Raw genomic sequence first — 16,692 nt, forward strand, 5'->3', positions numbered from 1 at the left:
CATCCCCGGTTCGCGCTACGGTAAGAATGAGAAACTCCAATGCCCGAGCAGCCAGCGCCTCACGCTTTGAAAGCTTATCGATGAATTGGGGCAACTCGGCAAATGGCAATGCCGCATGATGACCACGCGTCAGCTTTGACCGCTTGGAAAGCAGCTTGTCCAAATGCCCCCGCCACCGGGCCGGGTTATCGCCTGTCCGCAATCCGTTCGCTTTCGCCGCATCCAAAATCGCCTCTATCCGGCTTTGCAATCGCTTCGCTGTTTCGGGGGTCTTGCTCCATCGGGGTTTCAAAACCGCCAAAACATCATCGGTTGAAATTTCGTCGAGCGGCATTTTCCGCAAACTTGCCGCATATTTCGTAATCGTCATTTCCCATTGCTGTGCGTGTTTTTCATTCCGCCATCCGGGCCGCTGCGCCGCGATATATTGATCCGCATACAATCCAAATATCGTGGGCTGTTGCTTGGATCTGTCGCGCTCCTCTTTCGGGTCCAGACCTTGTTCCAAAGCCTCACGCAATTTTGAAGCCTCAACTCGGACATTTGCCAGCGACAAATCCCGGCCGCTACCGAGGCCAAGCTCGCGGGTTCGTCCAAATCGCGAATATCGGAATATCCATCGGCGGCGCGCTGACTGACCATCCTTGGTAATGTGAAGATACAGGCCACCCCCATCGGAATGACGCCCAGGCTTGTCGAGCGACCGGACAGCCAATGCGGATAGTTTGTGAAGGCTTCGTGCCACTTGTTGTCTCCATTGAGCAGCGGCCCCACTTCCGGCCCTACTTTCGGCCCCACTATAGGCGCGTGATTTTGAAAGTTGTCAAGAGTCGTGAAAAGTCACCACGAAACAAAGGTGGCTCATAATCCCTATATTTCAGCGATATTTTGAGACTTAGAGAACCGTCCAGTGTCGTAAAAACACTTTGGGGAATAAAGTGGTTTGGCGGACACCCTGTCCGCCAATATCTCCGATTTTTAAGAAACCAAAACAGTGCTAAAACCGTGTTTTTATAAAATCATGCTCTGCAACGCCCGGAAACCTTAATGGTTTGGCGGTCTAACGCACCTCCACCGACCCTTTCGGTCACCCATCAGATTACGCGGCCCCCAAAATATCCCGCTAAAAATAATCAGGGTCACACGGGTCACACCCCCTATAGCGGAATTATCGGGGGTGGCTGAAACGGCCTATAGGCTCAAACCCGACGCGCCAATTTGCTTGCAGATCAGGGCAAGCTCGATCCATCCGATGGCTTTTCTGTGTTGGGGCAGGATTACTCGCAAAACAGAAAAGGCGCAGCATCTTGCCATTGGCTTACCAGTCAGGTGAAGGTGTAGGAAAGTCCTTTTCGGCTCGCATCGGACCTCGGCAAGCCAGAGTGGGGAGGTCCCCCGGACCATCGCGATCGTTTAGCCGGCATCAAAAACGTGTCAGAAGCGCCCAGACCAGTCCAGGCGATTTTAGCCGTCAGAGCCGCATCGGACCAGGTCGGCATTGGCCGACCCCGACAGCTTCAGCGTGTCCATCTTGGGCAGATCCAGCTGATAGGACCGGTCTGCGGCTTTCTCACCCTCGGCGCTGCACTTATTCAAATCGACCTTGACGACGGAGCCGGTGCCCGAAACATTCTTGATCGCGCAGCTGGTCTGGCCATAAGTGATTTTCGTCTGGTTGAGCTCCAGAAATTGTTCCGATCCGGCACATTGTCCCCTGGGTGCATAGCTGCCCAGATAATAAGTCGCATAGCGCGTTTTTGCGGGAAGGGTGATATCCTGGTTGCGCTCGTCATTCTGGCCGCCTTCCGGTCCGATGTCCACACCGACCGTATCTACGCCTTCCAGCGAGCGTTTGCCCAATATATCGTCCGATTCATCGGCATTGCTGCCTTGCTCGTTCATTGCACTATCCGCCATCGGTTCACCCGAACCATCGGCACCGCGCTCTTCCGCCTGGCAGGCGGCCAGCATTGAAATCCCGGCCAGCATTGCAATATGTTTCTTCATCCCTTTTCTCCTGATTCCGACCCGCTTTTTGACGTTGCAAAATTCCATCGCCCTCTCTCAGACCTACGCAAAAGAAGGATATTGGTTCCGTCGGTCGGCAGAAGGGCGCAGTCGAAGAGATGACTCCCAAACAAAGTTGGCGGGCAAGTGTCCCACACCTCAAAGCGGTAAAAACCGGTCATTGCCAACCCGAGCCATATTTGCATGGAACTGATTTTTTTCCTGAGACGATCAGCGATCACTATGCCGGAAAAATATTATGAAACAGCGCAATGCCATGCCGCGAGCCGCGAGATGAAGGATGGGGCCCATGATTATGTATCTGTATTATCAGATGGCAGATATTGTAGGAAAGACGATTCCGGATGGTTTTTCGGGAGACGTGCAGCGACAATCTATCCCGAAGCGCTTTTTGCGATCTTGTGCCCGCTATCCAGTTCTTTCCCGCTGGAATCAGGTTCACCTACAACTTTCAGGTCATTGATATTATAGCCGCCGGCAGCCAAGGCGATCTGCGGGAGCAATTTTATCAGTTCTTCCTTCGATGTGGCCCGTCCGTAGAGCCAGCCCTGTCCATCCATGGAGCCGATCTCGTCGAGATATCCCCTCATTTCGTCAGATTCAATGCCTTCGGCTGTGATGGGAACGTTCAGCGACATCGCCAGGGAAGCTATCGATTTGACGATGGCGGCGCTCTCGTCGTTGTCCAGCATGGAGAAAACGAAACTGCGGTCAATTTTGATGCGATCGAAGGGAAAAGCCTTCAACTGCGTCATGGAGGAATAGCCCGTACCGAAATCGTCCAGAGAAATCCTGATGCCCAGCGCCTTCAGGCTAGTGATCGTGCTGAGCACCAGCGGCGTATCTTCAAGCAGGCTGCTTTCGGTAATCTCCAATTCCAGTCGTTGCGCCGGGAAGCCGGTTTCCACCAGAATCTTCATGATTTGCTTGTCCAGATTCGGATCGCTTAACTGCACCGGGGAGATATTTACTGCCAGCACAAGTGAATGATCCCACGCTTTCGCATCGACAAAAGCCTGACGCATGACGGAAAAGGATAGCGACGATATCATTCCAGTCGCTTCGGCGAGGGGGATGAAATCCGTCGGCTCTATCAATTCACCGCTGGGATGATTCCACCGGGCCAGGACTTCAAACCCAACGAGATTGGAGCCGCGAATACCATATTGCGGTTGATAGAAAGGGACGAATTCCCCTTTCGATATGCCCTCTCGCATATCAGATTCCATCTTGTAGCGCTGTTGCACTTCGGCTTCCATTATGGGCTCGAAACAGGATATCTGCTCGCCCCCGGCCTTTTTTGCCTCATACATGGCGATATCGCTCCGCCGAAATATATCCGCGATGCTGGAACCCGGCGTGACCTCGGCATATATGCCCATCGAGGCGCTAATCTTGCTTATGCTTCCGCCGACAGAAACGGGTTCGAGAAAGGCGTTCTGTATCTCTTTGGCGACTGCCAGGGTGTTTTTGGCACTGGCAGCCTCTCCGAAAAGCAAGACAGCAAACTCGTCGCCCCCGAGACGTGCGCATGCAGATTGTTCAGGTGTCACATCAACGAGCCGGTCGGCTACTTCTTTCAGCATTTCGTCACCGGCTTGATGACCGTAGAGGTCATTGATTTTTTTGAAATTATCCAGATCCATGTTGATCAGCGAGATATTTTGTCCGGCACTCAGCTTTTGCTCGATTATGTCGACGATGCCCGGGCGATTCCGCAGCCCAGTAGCGTAATCCCTGACTGCCACCAAGCCGGCTTCACGCTGCGCATCACTAGCTGCCTTCGCGTGCCGCGAGAGGACCTGCGAACCCCGCCAGATCAACAATATCAGGGCGATGTTCAGCAAGAGCGCGACGCTGAGGGTGTCATCCAGTACGACCGCTGCACCAAATATTTTTGCGATTGCCGCCGGCAACAGTACACTGCTCAATCCGACGAACACGGCGATAGCACCGAATAGCGCGCCAACATTCAATAGGTTTGAACTGCGTGCTGATTTTTGGTCTGGCGATCTAGTCATCTGCATCTCTACAAATCCCAATTTAGATCTCAAGACTATCAAGCGACAGTTTCAATATGATTAAAAGGAATTTACTTTCGAAATTTTGTTTCTTGCGTGAATATAATGTGGCGCCGCAGTTCCTTTTCGCTGACGGGCAGAGCTCTGGGTTCACTGGTATTTTATGCTGGCGGCGGTCTTCTATTGCCTGGCGCTAGTTCTTTCCGCAATCAGCTCAAGCGAACACGGATGATCATTGCTGTAAAAACCGCACCCTGCTCAGCAATGACGCTGGATTCGCTACAATACCGACACTACGCTCGACACAAACGACGATTTCGAGCAAATGCACCTTGATCATGATTGCCAGACATCTCCCTCTCAGCGCTCTCTTGCTCGGCTCCCTATTCTTGCTGACCGCGGGCGGAATCAACGGCCTGATCTTGCCGATACGCGGCTCAAACGAGGGCTTTAGTGCTTTTTCGCTGGGATTGCTGGGTACCGGCTGGGCAGCGGGTTATGTGCTGGGCTGCATTTTCACCCCGCGGCTGGTGGCTGGGGTTGGACATATAAGGGCGTTTGGTACGCTCGCGGCAACGGCAGCCATTGTTGTCTTGCTGTCATCGATGTTCCCCAATGCCTGGGTCTGGATTCCGCTGCGGGCGATATCCGGATTCTGCTTTGCCGGGGCGGCCATGATTGTCGAAAGCTGGCTGAGCGAAGAAGTGGAATCGTCCATGCGCGGCCAGGTTTTCGGGACCTATACGATGATCAATCTGATCGGTTCAACCGGCGGCCAGATGATCCTGATCGGCGCGGACATATCGGGTCACTGGTATTTCATCCTGGCGGCGATCTTCTATTGCCTCGCGCTTATTCCCACGGCGATCAGTTCGACGCGCGCGCCAGCGCCGCTGTTCGAGGTGAAGCTCAACATCCCCGAGCTCTGGCGCAATTCACCGGTTGCGGTTTTTGCCGCGCTGATGATCGGCATTTCCAACGGAACTTTTGGCACTCTGGCCGCAGTTTATGCTAACATTATCGGTCTCGACATGACCAGCATCGTCCTGTTCTGCAGCGTGCCGGTGCTGGCCGGGGCTCTGTTCCAGATTCCGCTCGGCCGGGCATCCGACCGGTTCGACCGCAGAAAGGTGCTGCTGTTCCTCGCGCTTCTGGCGATCCTGGCAGACGGCGCGTTTCTTGTCCTTGGCCCGGTCGATGCCATCCATAATATCCTGATCGGCTCGCTGCTCGGCGCCGCCATTTTCGCCATGTATCCGATGGTCCTGGCCCACGCCAATGACCACGCCAAACCGGGTCAATATGTTCAGGTCAGCGGCGGGCTTCTGTTGTTTTTCGGCTTTGGTGCGATTGCCGGGCCGTTTGCGGGAGGTATTGCCCTTTCACTTGTCGGCCCGCTGGCGCTGTTCTGGACCATGATCATGTCCCATATCCTGATCGTGCTGTTCACGCTGTGGAGAATGAGCCAGCGAGAACCGGCAAAGCTTGAGGAAAAGGCTCGCTTTCAAGCCATTCCGCCAGCGCGATCCTCTACACCCGAAACCGAAGCGCTGGCCGACCGGCAGCAGCGATGACAGGTTGCGGATCGCTTGGCCTATCCGCCTGGCTCGTAGGGACTAGACTTGGTGTAATTTCAAGCACATAGGACAAGAAGCAACACACTCCAGAAGGAGCCGATTTTCGGTTCATGGACTGGTTGCCAGGGGGTATAAAATGAAAAAACTGATTCTGGGGGCTTCCTGCCTCATGCTTGCGTCTACCCATGTCCAGGCTCAGGAGATAGCGACTGAAGCAACGACGATTTCGCCATTGGCATCATCGGCATTAACGCCTGTCGCGGCACCGGCAACAACCAACGCCATGTTGCGCGCCGGAACGCCTATCGCATTCAAGCTCATGGAAGAGATAACCACGAAAGAGAAAATGGCAAAAGTCGGCCAGCGGTTCAATCTGGAAGTTGCCGCTCCCGTCGAAGTGAATGGCGTGACCGTCATTCCGGCCGGCACACCTGCCTGGGGTGAAATTGTTGGCGTTCGGAACAAGGGCATGTGGGGCAAGTCCGGCAAGTTGGACGCGAAGCTACTTTACTTGCGGGTGAATGGTCGCCAAATCCGTTTGACGGGCTCTTTCGATGATAAAGGCGTGACCGGAACGGGCGCAGTGGTTGGTGCGATTTTATTCGTACCGATCGCTGGGTTTTTTACCACTGGCACCAGCGCGGTTTTGCCCATGGGCGGCGCGGTCAATGGTTTCATTGATGAAGATGTGGAACTGGCGATCGCGAACAAGGCTCCGGCGCCGTTGTCGGTGGATGCGCCAGCGGTACCCATGTCTGTCAATGCGGAAAGTGCCGAAACTGTGGAATGATGCAATCGCCGCCTTTGCCCGAAATGCGCTGATCTATCGGGCGCTCCGGGTAAAGGTGGCGGTCTTCATTCGGGGACGAGGTCCACCGGCTCCACTTCGCGAAGTTCGGGCGACGCATTGGCATTTAGAATAACCATATCCATCTGCCTGCCCCCCATCGCGATGCAGCGCTTGCATCTGATGGCAAAGCGCCTAAATTATAGCCATGAATACTGCTGATCCTTTCAAATCCGGCAATCCCTTGCCGCCCGACACGCCCGATATTCTGGACGCGCGCTTCGCCATTGGCGATGTCGTCCGTCATCGGATTTTCGATTTTCGCGGCGTGATCTATGATATCGATCCGGTTTTTGCCAACAGCGACGAATGGTATGAGGCGATCCCGAAGGATCTGCAGCCGCACAAGGACCAGCCCTTCTACCATCTGTTCGCGGAAAATGCCGAAAGCAGCTATGTCGCCTATGTCAGCCAACAGAATCTTCTGTCCGACGACAGCGGCGAACCGGTTGGCCATCCCGATGTGGCCCGGCTGTTTCAGGCGACGGACGGCGGCAAATACAAGCTGCACCGGATTCACCGGCACTAGCCGCCCGCATCAGGCCGTCAAACCGGCGGGGTCAGGACTTGATCTTCCAGCCCGATTTCAGCAGCAGATAGCAGATGATCGCCAAGCCGATGTTGATCGCCAGCAGGATCAGCGCGCCCAGCGCGACGGGCGAATCCGCTTCGCCGAGAAAACCGTAACGGAAGCCGGAGATCGCGTAGAAGAAGGGATTGGCATGGCTGACCGCCTGAAAGGCTGGCGACAGCCGGTCGATCGCGTAAAACGTCCCGGATAGAAGCGCCAGCGGTGCGACCACGAAATTCGTCACGGCTGCGGCATGGTCGAATTTTTCCGCCCAGATCGAGGTCAGCACACCGAGGAAGGACAGCATCGCCGCGCCCATGATGCCGAACCAGAGCACCGCCCACCAATGGGTGACGCCGACATTGACGCCGGGCCACAGGAACATCGCCAGCCAAACCGCAAAACCGACCAGCGCAGCGCGTGTCATCGAGGAGGCTACCAAGGCGGCGAGCAATTCGCCGACCGACAGCGGCGGCGTCAGATAGTCGATGATCGTGCCCTGAATCTTGCCGACCAGCATGGAAAAGCTGCTATTGGCAAACGCATTCTGGAGCATGCCCATGCAGATCAGGCCGGGCGCGATAAAGTCGGGGAAAGGGACGCCCAGGACGGTGCGATCGCCGCGGCCCATGGCGATGGTAAAAATGACCAGAAACAATAAGGTGGTGATCGACGGCGCCCAGACGGTCTGCAGCTGCACCTTGAAAAACCGCCTCACCTCTTTCCAGTAGAGCGCCAGAAATCCGGCCCAGTTGACCCCGCGGATGATCGGCACGCCAGGTTCGGCAAAGCGCATCCGTTTGAGCGACTGGCCTGTCGTCTGATCTTTTTCGGGCTGGTTGGGCATATATGCCCCGCCTATCGGCTCCCGGGATCAATCACAAGCCCATATCAGACGGCCGCCAGCGCAAGGCCCGTATCACCCACGCTGCGCGCCATTATTGTGCCCATTATCGTGCCCATTATCGTGGTTGTATATTCACCCCGGCGACCCTATATCGCCACAACTCGTAAATGATTAGGACTTTGCATGGCTTGGACGGATGAGCGGATCGATTCGCTGAAGAATATGTGGGAAAAAGGCCTGACCGCCAGCCAGATCGCGGAAGAACTGGGCGGCGTCAGTCGCAATGCCGTGATCGGCAAGGCGCATCGTCTGGGCCTGAAATCCCGTCCGTCTCCGGTCAAGGCCAAGCCGCAAGCCAAAAAAGGCGCCAAACCGGCACCCAAGGCAAAGAAACCGCCGGCAAAAGCCGGGGCTGCTTCCAAGCCGAAGGAAGAGCATGTCGCCCGTCGCGCGATGCCGCCGCCAACGCCGGCCGCCCGCACCCATGCCGCACAGCAGGCCCGTCAGCCCAAGCATGACGGCCCGAAGATCGTGTCCGTCGGTCCCGGCGGTTTCCTGCGCCAGGGTCCCGGTGACCAGCAGGCCCCGATTCCGCCAGCCCCGCCGCGCCGTCTGGTTCCGGCCAAGCCGAGCGACGAAATTGCCGACAAGACCAGTCTGCTCGACCTCAATGACAAGATCTGCCGCTGGCCGATCAACCATCCCGGCGAACCCGACTTCCATTTCTGCGGAGAGGAAGTGAACCCGGGCTTTCCCTATTGTGTCGAGCATTGCGGTCGTGCGTTCCAGGCGCAATTGCCGCGCGGTGCCCGTCGCGCACCGCCACCGCTGCCTTTTGGCGGCCCACGGGTTCGCTAAACAACACCCAGATTTCAAGAATTTTCAATGCGCTGGCCAGAGACATCATAAGTCTCTTGCCAGTGTGACTCCTGCGCTCTTATAGGGTCGGGCATGTCTGATGATCTGTTCGGTGCCAACCCGCCAACCCAATCCAAAACCGGTGACTATGATGCTTCGGCCATCGAGGTTCTGGAAGGCCTTGAGCCTGTTCGCAAGCGCCCCGGCATGTATATTGGCGGCGTCGATGAACGCGCGCTCCACCATCTCGCTGCCGAAGTCATCGACAATAGCATGGACGAAGCCGTTGCCGGCCATGCCAGCCGCATCGAGATCACGCTCGACGCCGATAACCGTCTGACCGTCAGCGACAATGGGCGCGGCATTCCGGTCGACCCGCACCCCAAATTTCCGGGCAAGTCGGCACTCGAAGTGATCATGACCACCCTTCACTCGGGCGGTAAATTCTCCGACAAGGCTTATGCGACTTCGGGCGGCCTGCACGGCGTCGGCGTTTCCGTCGTCAATGCCCTGTCCTCCGACACGATTGTCGAAGTCGCACGCAACAAGACCCTCTATCGCCAGACCTTCTCTCAAGGCCTGGCGACCTCTAAACTGGAGGAAGTCGGTACCACCCAGAACCGCCGCGGCACCAGCATATCCTTCGTTCCCGACATCGAGATTTTCGGCGAAGGCAACCGGTTCAAACCTTCCCGGCTGTTCAAACTGGCGCGTTCCAAGGCCTATCTCTACGCTGGCGTTGAAATCCGCTGGAAATGTGACGAGAGCCAGGCCAGCGACGACGTCCCGGCCGAAGCGATATTCCAGTTTCCCGGCGGCCTCTCCGATCATCTGCGCGAACAGCTGGCCGGGCGCGAATGCGTCACCACCGATTTTTTTGCCGGCAATCAGGATTTTCCCGACAGCCAGGGCCGGGTGGAATGGGCGATCACATGGCCGATCTGGACCGACGGCAGCTACAGCTGGTATTGCAACACGATACCCACGCCAAACGGCGGTACCCATGAGACGGGCCTGCGCAATGCTCTCGTCCGCGGACTGCGCGCCTTTGGTGAACTGGTGCAGATCAAGAAGGCATCGCAACTGACCGCCGATGACATCATTTCCGGCGGCGAAATGATGCTGTCGGTGTTCATCCGCGATCCGCAGTTTCAGAGCCAGACCAAGGACCGGCTGACCTCGCCCGAGGCGACGAAATATGTCGAAAACGCTGTGCGCGATCATTTCGACCATTTCCTCACCGACAATATGGATCGCGGTAAGGCGCTGCTCGGCTTCGTCATGGAGCGGATGGACGAGCGGCTGAAGCGCAAGGCGGAGCGCGAGGTCAAGCGCAAGACCGCGACATCGGGGCGCAAGGTCCGTCTGCCCGGCAAGCTGACCGACTGTTCGGGCAATGATCCGGCAGGCACTGAAATATTCATTGTCGAAGGCGACAGCGCCGGCGGCTCGGCCAAGCAGGCCCGCGACCGCAAGACGCAGGCAATCCTGCCGATTCGCGGCAAGATCCTCAATGTCGCCTCAGCCAATAGCGCGAAGATATTCGCCAATAGCGAAATCGCCGATCTGATCCTCGCGCTGGGCTGCGGCACGCGCAAGGACTGCGACCCCGACAATCTGCGCTACGAGCGGGTGATCATCATGACCGACGCGGACGTCGATGGCGCCCATATCGCGACCTTGCTGATGACCTTCTTCTTTCAGGAAATGCCGGAACTGGTCCGTCAGGGCCATCTGTTCCTTGCCCGCCCTCCGCTCTACCGGATCAGCGCCGGCGGCAAGAGTCACTATGCGCAGGATGAACGCGCCCGCGCCGCCATCGAAAATGGTCCGTTCAAGGGCAAGAAAGTGGACGTCAGCCGCTTCAAGGGCCTGGGCGAGATGAACCCGAACCAGCTCAAGGAAACGACAATGGACCCGAATACGCGGTCCTTGTTCAGGGTGACCCTGCCGCAGGAATATGAGCAGCGCGCCAGCGTCAAGGATCTGGTCGACCGGCTGATGGGAAAAAATCCGGAACATAGGTTCAACTTCATCCAGCAAAATGCCGCCAGCCTTGATGAGGATGTGATCGACGCTTAGGCTTTGATTTCTGATTCATAGATATTGACCGGAGATGATCGTGCGCTTCCTTCCTGCCTTCGCTCTTTCCCTGCTAGCCTGTTCACTCCCGGTCTTCTCCAATCCCGCCAAGGCTCAGACGCAAATCAATATATCCGAGCAGCTTTCCGAGCGCGCCAATGATGTGCTTCGCCTTTTGCAGGGCGAAGCGATCGAGGACGAGGTTTTCGATGAGAATTTTCGGAACGCCGTGCCCCCTGCCCAGTTTCGGACCCTAACGCGACAAGTGACGGCACAGCAGGGTCAGGCACTCGAAATATTATCGATCAGTCCGCGAAGCGACAATTCCGCAGTGATCAAGATCCGCTACGAAAAATCCATTGGTACCGTCAGCCTGGATCTGGAAAATAGCGCTCAGCACCGTATTTCCGGCCTGCTGCTGACCGGTTTCGAGGCGGGAGGCAATTCGATCGCCGATGTCATCGCCGCGATTGACGCCCTGCCCGGTCGCCAGGGCGTGCTGATCCAACCGCTGGAGAGTGCCGACCTGCCGCCGGTCGCAGCGCTCGATGCCAACGGGCGCTATGCCATCGCTTCGGCCTTCAAGCTCTATATATTGGCCGAGCTGGACCGCGCGGTACTGACGGGGGAACGGCAATGGTCCGACGTGGTCGAACTGGGACCAAAATCCCATCCATCAGGAATCAGCCAGAGCTGGCCCGACGGATCGCCGGTGACACTGCACACGCTGGCCACGCTGATGATCTCGATCAGCGATAATAGCGCCACCGACACGCTGATCCGGATTCTTGGTCAGGAGAGGCTGGCCAGGATGGTACAAGCCGCTGGTCATCGTGACCCGGATCAAATGCGCCCTTTTCTGATGACGCGGCAGGCATCTGCGCTGAAAATGCCGGTGCATGCCGGTCGCAGAGACCGATTTCTGGCCGCCGAACCGGCCGCGCGTGAAATATTGCTCACCGAATTCGATAGCGCGCTGACCCTGGACAGTCTTGATTCCCGCATATTGACCAGCAAGCCCAACCATATCGATCAGCTGGAATGGTTCGCGACGCCGGCTGATATCATTCGATTGCTCGCCTATCTGCACCACAATGCGAGCGACGAAACCCGGAAACTCCTGGCCATCAACCCCGGAATAGGCGAGGAAGCGGCAGGGAAATGGAGCTATTTCGGCTATAAGGGCGGATCCGAACCCGGCGTCTTGTCCTATAATTTCCTGCTGCGGTCGAAAGCCGGCAAAAGCTATGCGCTTGCGGTGACCTGGAACAATGAAGAAGAGTCTTTGCAGGAAAGCGACCTGCTGTCGCTGACCACCCGGCTGGTGAATCTGCTGACCGAGCGATAGCCGCACCGCAACCCGTCAGAAATGATCGTTGCGATTATTCGGCGGAACTCACGTCATACGAAATGATATATTCACTCCGGTCGCCATTCATGGTCTGTGTATAGCTTCCAGGATTGTTGCTGACGGTCACCGTACCAATCGTATCATGGCCGCCAATCGTATCATGTTCCATAACCTTGAAGATGACCGGATCGCTCATTTCAAACGTTTCTGCGATCATCCAGCTATCGCCCTTTTTGAATCTCTGATTTTTGCTGCCGGCGTCGGGATAGCGATCGCCATTGTTGAACCGCAGGAACAGATCATCGGGCAGCCCCATGAATCCCGTCAATTTGACATTCTGGATCAGGATATTGGAAATTTTTATGCTTTTTCCGGATCCGGCAGCGGGGGTACCGGGGCTTCGCGAGGACGACCGGTGACGCGAGCAATGCGGAAATTTTCAGGGCCGCCTCGGAAGCATATTGGCCGGTCGGAAACAGCGACAAATAGGTGCTGAACGCGCTGACGCTGTCGGTAGCGAGCGCGCCGCGCCAGGCAATGCCTTCCAGTTCGGCCTGGTTGACGCCAGCAGCGGCGGTACTGGCGGAAGCAACCGGTGCAGATCGTGTCGGTGTCAGATAGATTGGCGTACCGGTGATGCTGGCGCTGACAAAAGGACGCTGCTTGCCGCCGGTGGCTTTCAGCACATCATCGCGCACCGTACCGCCGAGCAATTGCAACGGCAGATCGGGTTCTGGCAAACGGGCGGCGAGGGAAATGGCAAAGGGAGAATTTGCGCCGTCACCGTCGCTGGCTGTCTGGCCCGGCGCCGCTGCATAGATCACCAGAACATCGTCGACATCAATCCCGGCGAGACCCCGAGCCACTGCCCGTGATCCGGCGCGCCAGCTGTTGGCGAAGGGATTGTTGCGGCACGCATCCAGCACCACCACTCGTACTTGCGCGCCAGCGACTGTTTCCATCAAGCGGTTGAGATTGATCGTTTCAAAGGGCAGGTCGAAACTGGAGTTCAGTTCCGCATCGATCGGAACCAGCCAGTTTTCACCCTGTCCTTCCATCCCGTGACCGGCATAATAGACCATAGCGACATCGGCGCCATCGGCCTGTTCACGGAAGCGCCGGAGAGTGAGTCTGAAATCGTCAACAGACTGGTCGAGGGCGATAGTGACTTCGTCAAATCCAGCCTTTCTGGCCGCTTCCGCTACCAGATTTGCATCATTATCGGCGTTGTCGAGCGGACTGGTGTTGAGATATTGGGCGTTGCCAATGATCAGGGCGACCTGTTTTGCCTCCAGGCTGCTTCCCATGAAGAAAAGCGCAGCCGCCACAAACAACCAGAGTCTCGTCATAACATCCCCCCGCTCCCGCAACCCATGGTAGGCGGGAACGACGAGACGCGCAAGACTATGCCTCTGCGAGTGTCTCGACCAGCGCTTTCACCTTTTGCTGCCGCCACTGTGGCAGCGGTGCCATCAGCCAGTAGCCGCGAGAAGAAACGCTGTCTTCGCCGATAATCTCGATCCGGCCCGCGGCCAGATCGCGCTGAACCAGCATCTTCGGGACCCATGCATAGCCGAAGCCATTGGCTGCCGCTTCGATGGCAAGCCCGCCATCGGCAACCCGCATCAAGGTTTCCTCGCCTTCGGAAATGGGACAGCCAGGCCAGTCGATCTTGTTGCCGCCATTGAGACCCGGAGCAGCGACTTTCACGAAGACGGTATCGCCAAGCATCCTGCCTTCATGCTGACCCGGCCCGTCGCCGAGCCAGATTGCCACGTCCAGATTGGCTTCGGTAAAATCGATCGCATCATCGGCCGCGACCAGCGCGAAACGGGTATCGGGATGATCGGCGGAAAAGGCTGACAATCGCTCGTTCAGCCATTTCTGGGTAAAATCGCGCGGCGCGGCAATGGTCAGTTTGTGGGAGGACTGGCCCGATTGCATCGCCCGGACAGCCTCTTCAAACTGCAGGAAGCCGGAGCGCAGCGCATCCAGCCCGGCCGCCGCTTCGTCGGTCAGTTCGAGACCCTTGGGAGTGCGCCGAAACATCACCACGCCGAGCATGTCTTCCAGCGCCCGAATCTGTTGACCGACCGCTGCCGGGGTTACCGCCAGTTCATCGGCCGCCTTGGTGAAACTGAGATGCCGAGCCGCAGCATCAAGCACACGCAGCCCGTTCAGCGGCAGATGGGTCCGTTTCATTGCTCGACGGTCGGTTCGGTCAGAGGAAAATGAGGAATGCGCACCTCAAAGACCGAGGGCGCGCTGCCGACCATGACAAAATGCCCTTCCATCGAGCCATTGGGCGTGTTGAGCGGGCAACCGGAGACATAGTCGTGGGCCTTGCCCGGCTGGATGATCGGCTGTTCGCCCACCACCCCTTCGCCATCAACCATTTGCAGGCCGCCCCGTTCGTCGTGGATCCGCCAGTGCCGCGTCAGCAACTGCACGGCTGTCTCCCGATGATTTTCGATGCGGATATGATAGGCCCAGAACCAGCGCCTGCTGTCGATATCGGATTGCTCGGGCAGGAAGGTCACCGAAACGCGGATGGTGACACCCTCGGTGGTTTCGGCAAAGGGAAAGAATGAGTCCATCATCATCATGATGATATAGAGTTAAAGTCCGACAGACGAAAGGGCCTGATCCAGGTCATCGATCAAATCGATCGGATCCTCGAGGCCGATATTGATCCGCAGCATGTCTTCGCTGATCCCGATTTCCTGCCGGGCTTCCTCGCCGAGGCCGTGATGGGTGGTCGAGGTCGGGTGACACATCAGCGAACGGCTGTCACCGATATTGTTGGAAATATCTATCAGATTCAATGCGTTGAGAAGGCCATGGGCGCGCTTCCGACCGCCACCGACATAGAGCGAGAAGATCGGTCCGGCGGCCTCCATCTGGCTCATCGCCAGTTTGTGCTGGGGATGGCTCGGCAGCCCGGGGTGCAAGATTTTCTCTACCCGCTGCTCTAAAAACTTGCCCACCTCGAGCGCATTGTTGCTCTGCCGGCGAATCCGCAGATCAAGCGTTTCCAGTCCCTTGAGCACGACCCAGGCGTTGAATGCGCTCAGCGTCGGCCCGGTGTTGCGGGTGAAGGCGAGCAGGGTTTCCTCGATAAATTCCTCGCTGCCGCAGACCGCACCGGCCAATACCCGCCCCTGCCCGTCCATCATCTTGGTCGCGCTATAGGCGACCACGTCGGCGCCATATTCCATCGGCCGCTGCAGCACATTGGTGGCGAAGGCATTGTCGACGACGCTGGTGATGCCCTTGGCCCGCGCCAGATCGCAGACGCTGCGGATATCGATCACGTCCATGGTCGGGTTGGCCGGCGTCTCGAAGAAAAAGACCTTGGTCTTCGGCGTGATTGCCCGTTCCCAGTTTTCGATCTCGCGGCCGTCGACCACGGTGGTTTCGATGCCGAATTTGGGCAGCAGACTATCGGTGAGCCAGCGGCAGGAGCCGAACAGCGCGCGGCTGGCCACGACATGGTCACCGGCCTGCAGCTGGCAAAGCAAGGCGGCGGTCATCGCCGCCATGCCCGATGCGGTCGCCCGGCAGGCTTCCGCCCCTTCCATGATCGCAATCCGCTCTTCCAGCATCTGCACCGTCGGATTCTGCAGCCGGCTGTAGGTCATGCCGTCCTGCTCGCCGGCGAAGCGGGCAGCGGCATCCTCGGCGCAGTCATAGCTATAGCCGGAGGTCAGGAACAGCGCTTCCGACGTCTCGCCAAATTCACTGCGCATGGTGCCGCTGCGAATCGCCTGGGTGGCCGGACGCCACTTCTTGGTAATCTCGCGGTCCTGGCCGGTATTTCTCTTCATGATTCTTCCTAGCCGCCTGTCAGTTGCGCGACAATAGCGTCGCCGATATCCGAAGTGGATGCATCACCGCCCAGATCATGGCCAAGCACGCCCTGAGCGAGCACGGCGGCAACCGCGGTCTCGATCCGGCTCGCCTCCGTATCCATGCCGAAACTGTGCCGCAGCATCATCGCAGCGGACAGGATCATGGCGCAGGGATTGGCGATGCCCTGACCGGCAATATCCGGCGCGCTGCCGTGGATTGGTTCGTACAGGCCCCTGGTGCCCTCCCCCAAAGAGGCCGAAGCCAAAAGGCCGATCGAGCCGACGCACATGCTCGCCTGATCGGAAAGGATATCGCCAAACAGATTGCCGGTGAGCATCACATCAAATTGGCCGGGATTGCGAACCATCTGCATCGCGGCATTGTCGACATACATATGGCTGAGCGCGACGTCCGGATAGCCGGTTCCCACTTCCTCGACCACCGCGCGCCACAGCACCGATGTCTGCAGGACATTGGCCTTGTCGACCGAGCACAGCTTCTTGCGCCGCCCCTGGGCCGCCTTGAACGCGACATGGGCGATGCGCGCAATTTCGTCCTCGTCATAGGCCATGACATCATAGCCCTGACGCCGGCCCGTCGCGGTCTGCCGCTGGCCTTTCTCGCCAAAATAGACATCGCCGGTCAGCTCGCGCAGGAT

The 16,692-nt window shown here is 57.6% G+C and carries 16 protein-coding genes; 6 read left to right on the forward strand and 10 right to left on the reverse strand.

Annotated features, from left to right (window positions below; translation table 11 throughout):
* The 3 genes from ACEW8J_RS02225 to ACEW8J_RS02235 form a co-directional block, all read right to left on the reverse strand.
* Window positions 1-745: tyrosine-type recombinase/integrase (locus tag ACEW8J_RS02225; protein WP_373489998.1), on the reverse strand; the 745-nt coding region annotated here is incomplete at its 3' end.
* A 719-nt stretch (window positions 746-1,464) separates the two neighbouring features.
* Window positions 1,465-2,007: a hypothetical protein gene (locus ACEW8J_RS02230; RefSeq protein ID WP_373489999.1), complete on the reverse strand. Its 543-nt coding sequence runs from the start codon at window positions 2,005-2,007 to the stop codon at window positions 1,465-1,467.
* Between the two features lie 395 nt (window positions 2,008-2,402).
* Window positions 2,403-4,070, reverse strand: a complete 1,668-nt coding sequence (locus ACEW8J_RS02235; RefSeq protein ID WP_373490000.1) for a putative bifunctional diguanylate cyclase/phosphodiesterase — start codon at window positions 4,068-4,070, stop codon at window positions 2,403-2,405.
* A gap of 350 nt (window positions 4,071-4,420) precedes the next feature.
* Here ACEW8J_RS02235 and ACEW8J_RS02240 point away from each other — a divergent pair, with 350 nt between their 5' ends.
* The 3 genes from ACEW8J_RS02240 to hspQ all read left to right on the forward strand — a co-directional run bounded on the left by ACEW8J_RS02240 (window position 4,421) and on the right by hspQ (window position 7,002).
* The gene (locus tag ACEW8J_RS02240; protein ID WP_373490001.1) at window positions 4,421-5,623 is read left to right on the forward strand and encodes an MFS transporter; all 1,203 of its coding nucleotides are present in this window, start codon (window positions 4,421-4,423) and stop codon (window positions 5,621-5,623) included.
* Between the two features lie 139 nt (window positions 5,624-5,762).
* The gene (locus tag ACEW8J_RS02245) at window positions 5,763-6,416 is read left to right on the forward strand and encodes a hypothetical protein (RefSeq protein ID WP_373490002.1); all 654 of its coding nucleotides are present in this window, start codon (window positions 5,763-5,765) and stop codon (window positions 6,414-6,416) included.
* A gap of 205 nt (window positions 6,417-6,621) precedes the next feature.
* Window positions 6,622-7,002, forward strand: a complete 381-nt coding sequence (gene hspQ / locus ACEW8J_RS02250) for a heat shock protein HspQ (RefSeq protein ID WP_373490003.1) — start codon at window positions 6,622-6,624, stop codon at window positions 7,000-7,002.
* 31 nt (window positions 7,003-7,033) lie between these two features.
* Here hspQ and ACEW8J_RS02255 read toward each other — a convergent pair whose 3' ends face one another.
* Entirely contained in the window at window positions 7,034-7,840 is an 807-nt protein-coding gene (locus ACEW8J_RS02255) for an ABC transporter permease (protein ID WP_373490013.1), read from the reverse strand.
* A 234-nt stretch (window positions 7,841-8,074) separates the two neighbouring features.
* Here ACEW8J_RS02255 and ACEW8J_RS02260 point away from each other — a divergent pair, with 234 nt between their 5' ends.
* The 3 genes from ACEW8J_RS02260 (at window position 8,075) to ACEW8J_RS02270 (ending at window position 12,179) form a co-directional block, all read left to right on the forward strand.
* Window positions 8,075-8,749, forward strand: coding sequence for a GcrA family cell cycle regulator (locus ACEW8J_RS02260; protein ID WP_373490004.1), 675 nt, complete (start codon window positions 8,075-8,077; stop codon window positions 8,747-8,749).
* Between the two features lie 93 nt (window positions 8,750-8,842).
* On the forward strand, window positions 8,843-10,831 hold the full coding sequence (gene parE, locus ACEW8J_RS02265) for a DNA topoisomerase IV subunit B (protein WP_373490005.1): 1,989 nt from the start codon (window positions 8,843-8,845) through the stop codon (window positions 10,829-10,831).
* Window positions 10,832-10,871: 40 nt separating this feature from the next.
* Window positions 10,872-12,179, forward strand: a complete 1,308-nt coding sequence (locus ACEW8J_RS02270; RefSeq protein ID WP_373490006.1) for a serine hydrolase — start codon at window positions 10,872-10,874, stop codon at window positions 12,177-12,179.
* 34 nt (window positions 12,180-12,213) lie between these two features.
* On the opposite strand, the gene ACEW8J_RS02275 is transcribed toward ACEW8J_RS02270, so the two are convergent.
* From ACEW8J_RS02275 to leuB, 6 genes are all read right to left on the reverse strand, one after another.
* Window positions 12,214-12,510, reverse strand: coding sequence for a hypothetical protein (locus ACEW8J_RS02275; protein ID WP_373490007.1), 297 nt, complete (start codon window positions 12,508-12,510; stop codon window positions 12,214-12,216).
* Window positions 12,482-13,531 (reverse strand): caspase domain-containing protein, encoded by a 1,050-nt coding sequence (locus ACEW8J_RS02280; protein WP_373490008.1) that lies wholly within the window; start codon window positions 13,529-13,531, stop codon window positions 12,482-12,484. Before ACEW8J_RS02280 ends, ACEW8J_RS02275 begins: the two co-directional genes overlap by 29 nt.
* A gap of 55 nt (window positions 13,532-13,586) precedes the next feature.
* Window positions 13,587-14,384 carry a LysR substrate-binding domain-containing protein gene (locus tag ACEW8J_RS02285; RefSeq protein ID WP_373490009.1) on the reverse strand — a complete coding sequence of 266 codons (798 nt, stop codon included), beginning with the start codon at window positions 14,382-14,384 and terminating at the stop codon, window positions 13,587-13,589.
* Window positions 14,381-14,779 (reverse strand): Co2+/Mg2+ efflux protein ApaG, encoded by a 399-nt coding sequence (gene apaG, locus ACEW8J_RS02290; RefSeq protein ID WP_373490010.1) that lies wholly within the window; start codon window positions 14,777-14,779, stop codon window positions 14,381-14,383. The genes ACEW8J_RS02285 and apaG overlap by 4 nt, the downstream gene beginning before the upstream one ends.
* Window positions 14,780-14,800: 21 nt before the next feature.
* Entirely contained in the window at window positions 14,801-16,009 is a 1,209-nt protein-coding gene (locus ACEW8J_RS02295) for a PLP-dependent aspartate aminotransferase family protein (protein ID WP_373490011.1), read from the reverse strand.
* A gap of 8 nt (window positions 16,010-16,017) precedes the next feature.
* The coding region (gene leuB, locus ACEW8J_RS02300) for a 3-isopropylmalate dehydrogenase (RefSeq protein ID WP_373490012.1) at window positions 16,018-16,692 on the reverse strand (675 nt) is incomplete at its 5' end.

Origin of the sequence: Parasphingorhabdus sp. (assembly GCF_041748495.1) — a bacterium.
Lineage (GTDB): Bacteria > Pseudomonadota > Alphaproteobacteria > Sphingomonadales > Sphingomonadaceae > Parasphingorhabdus.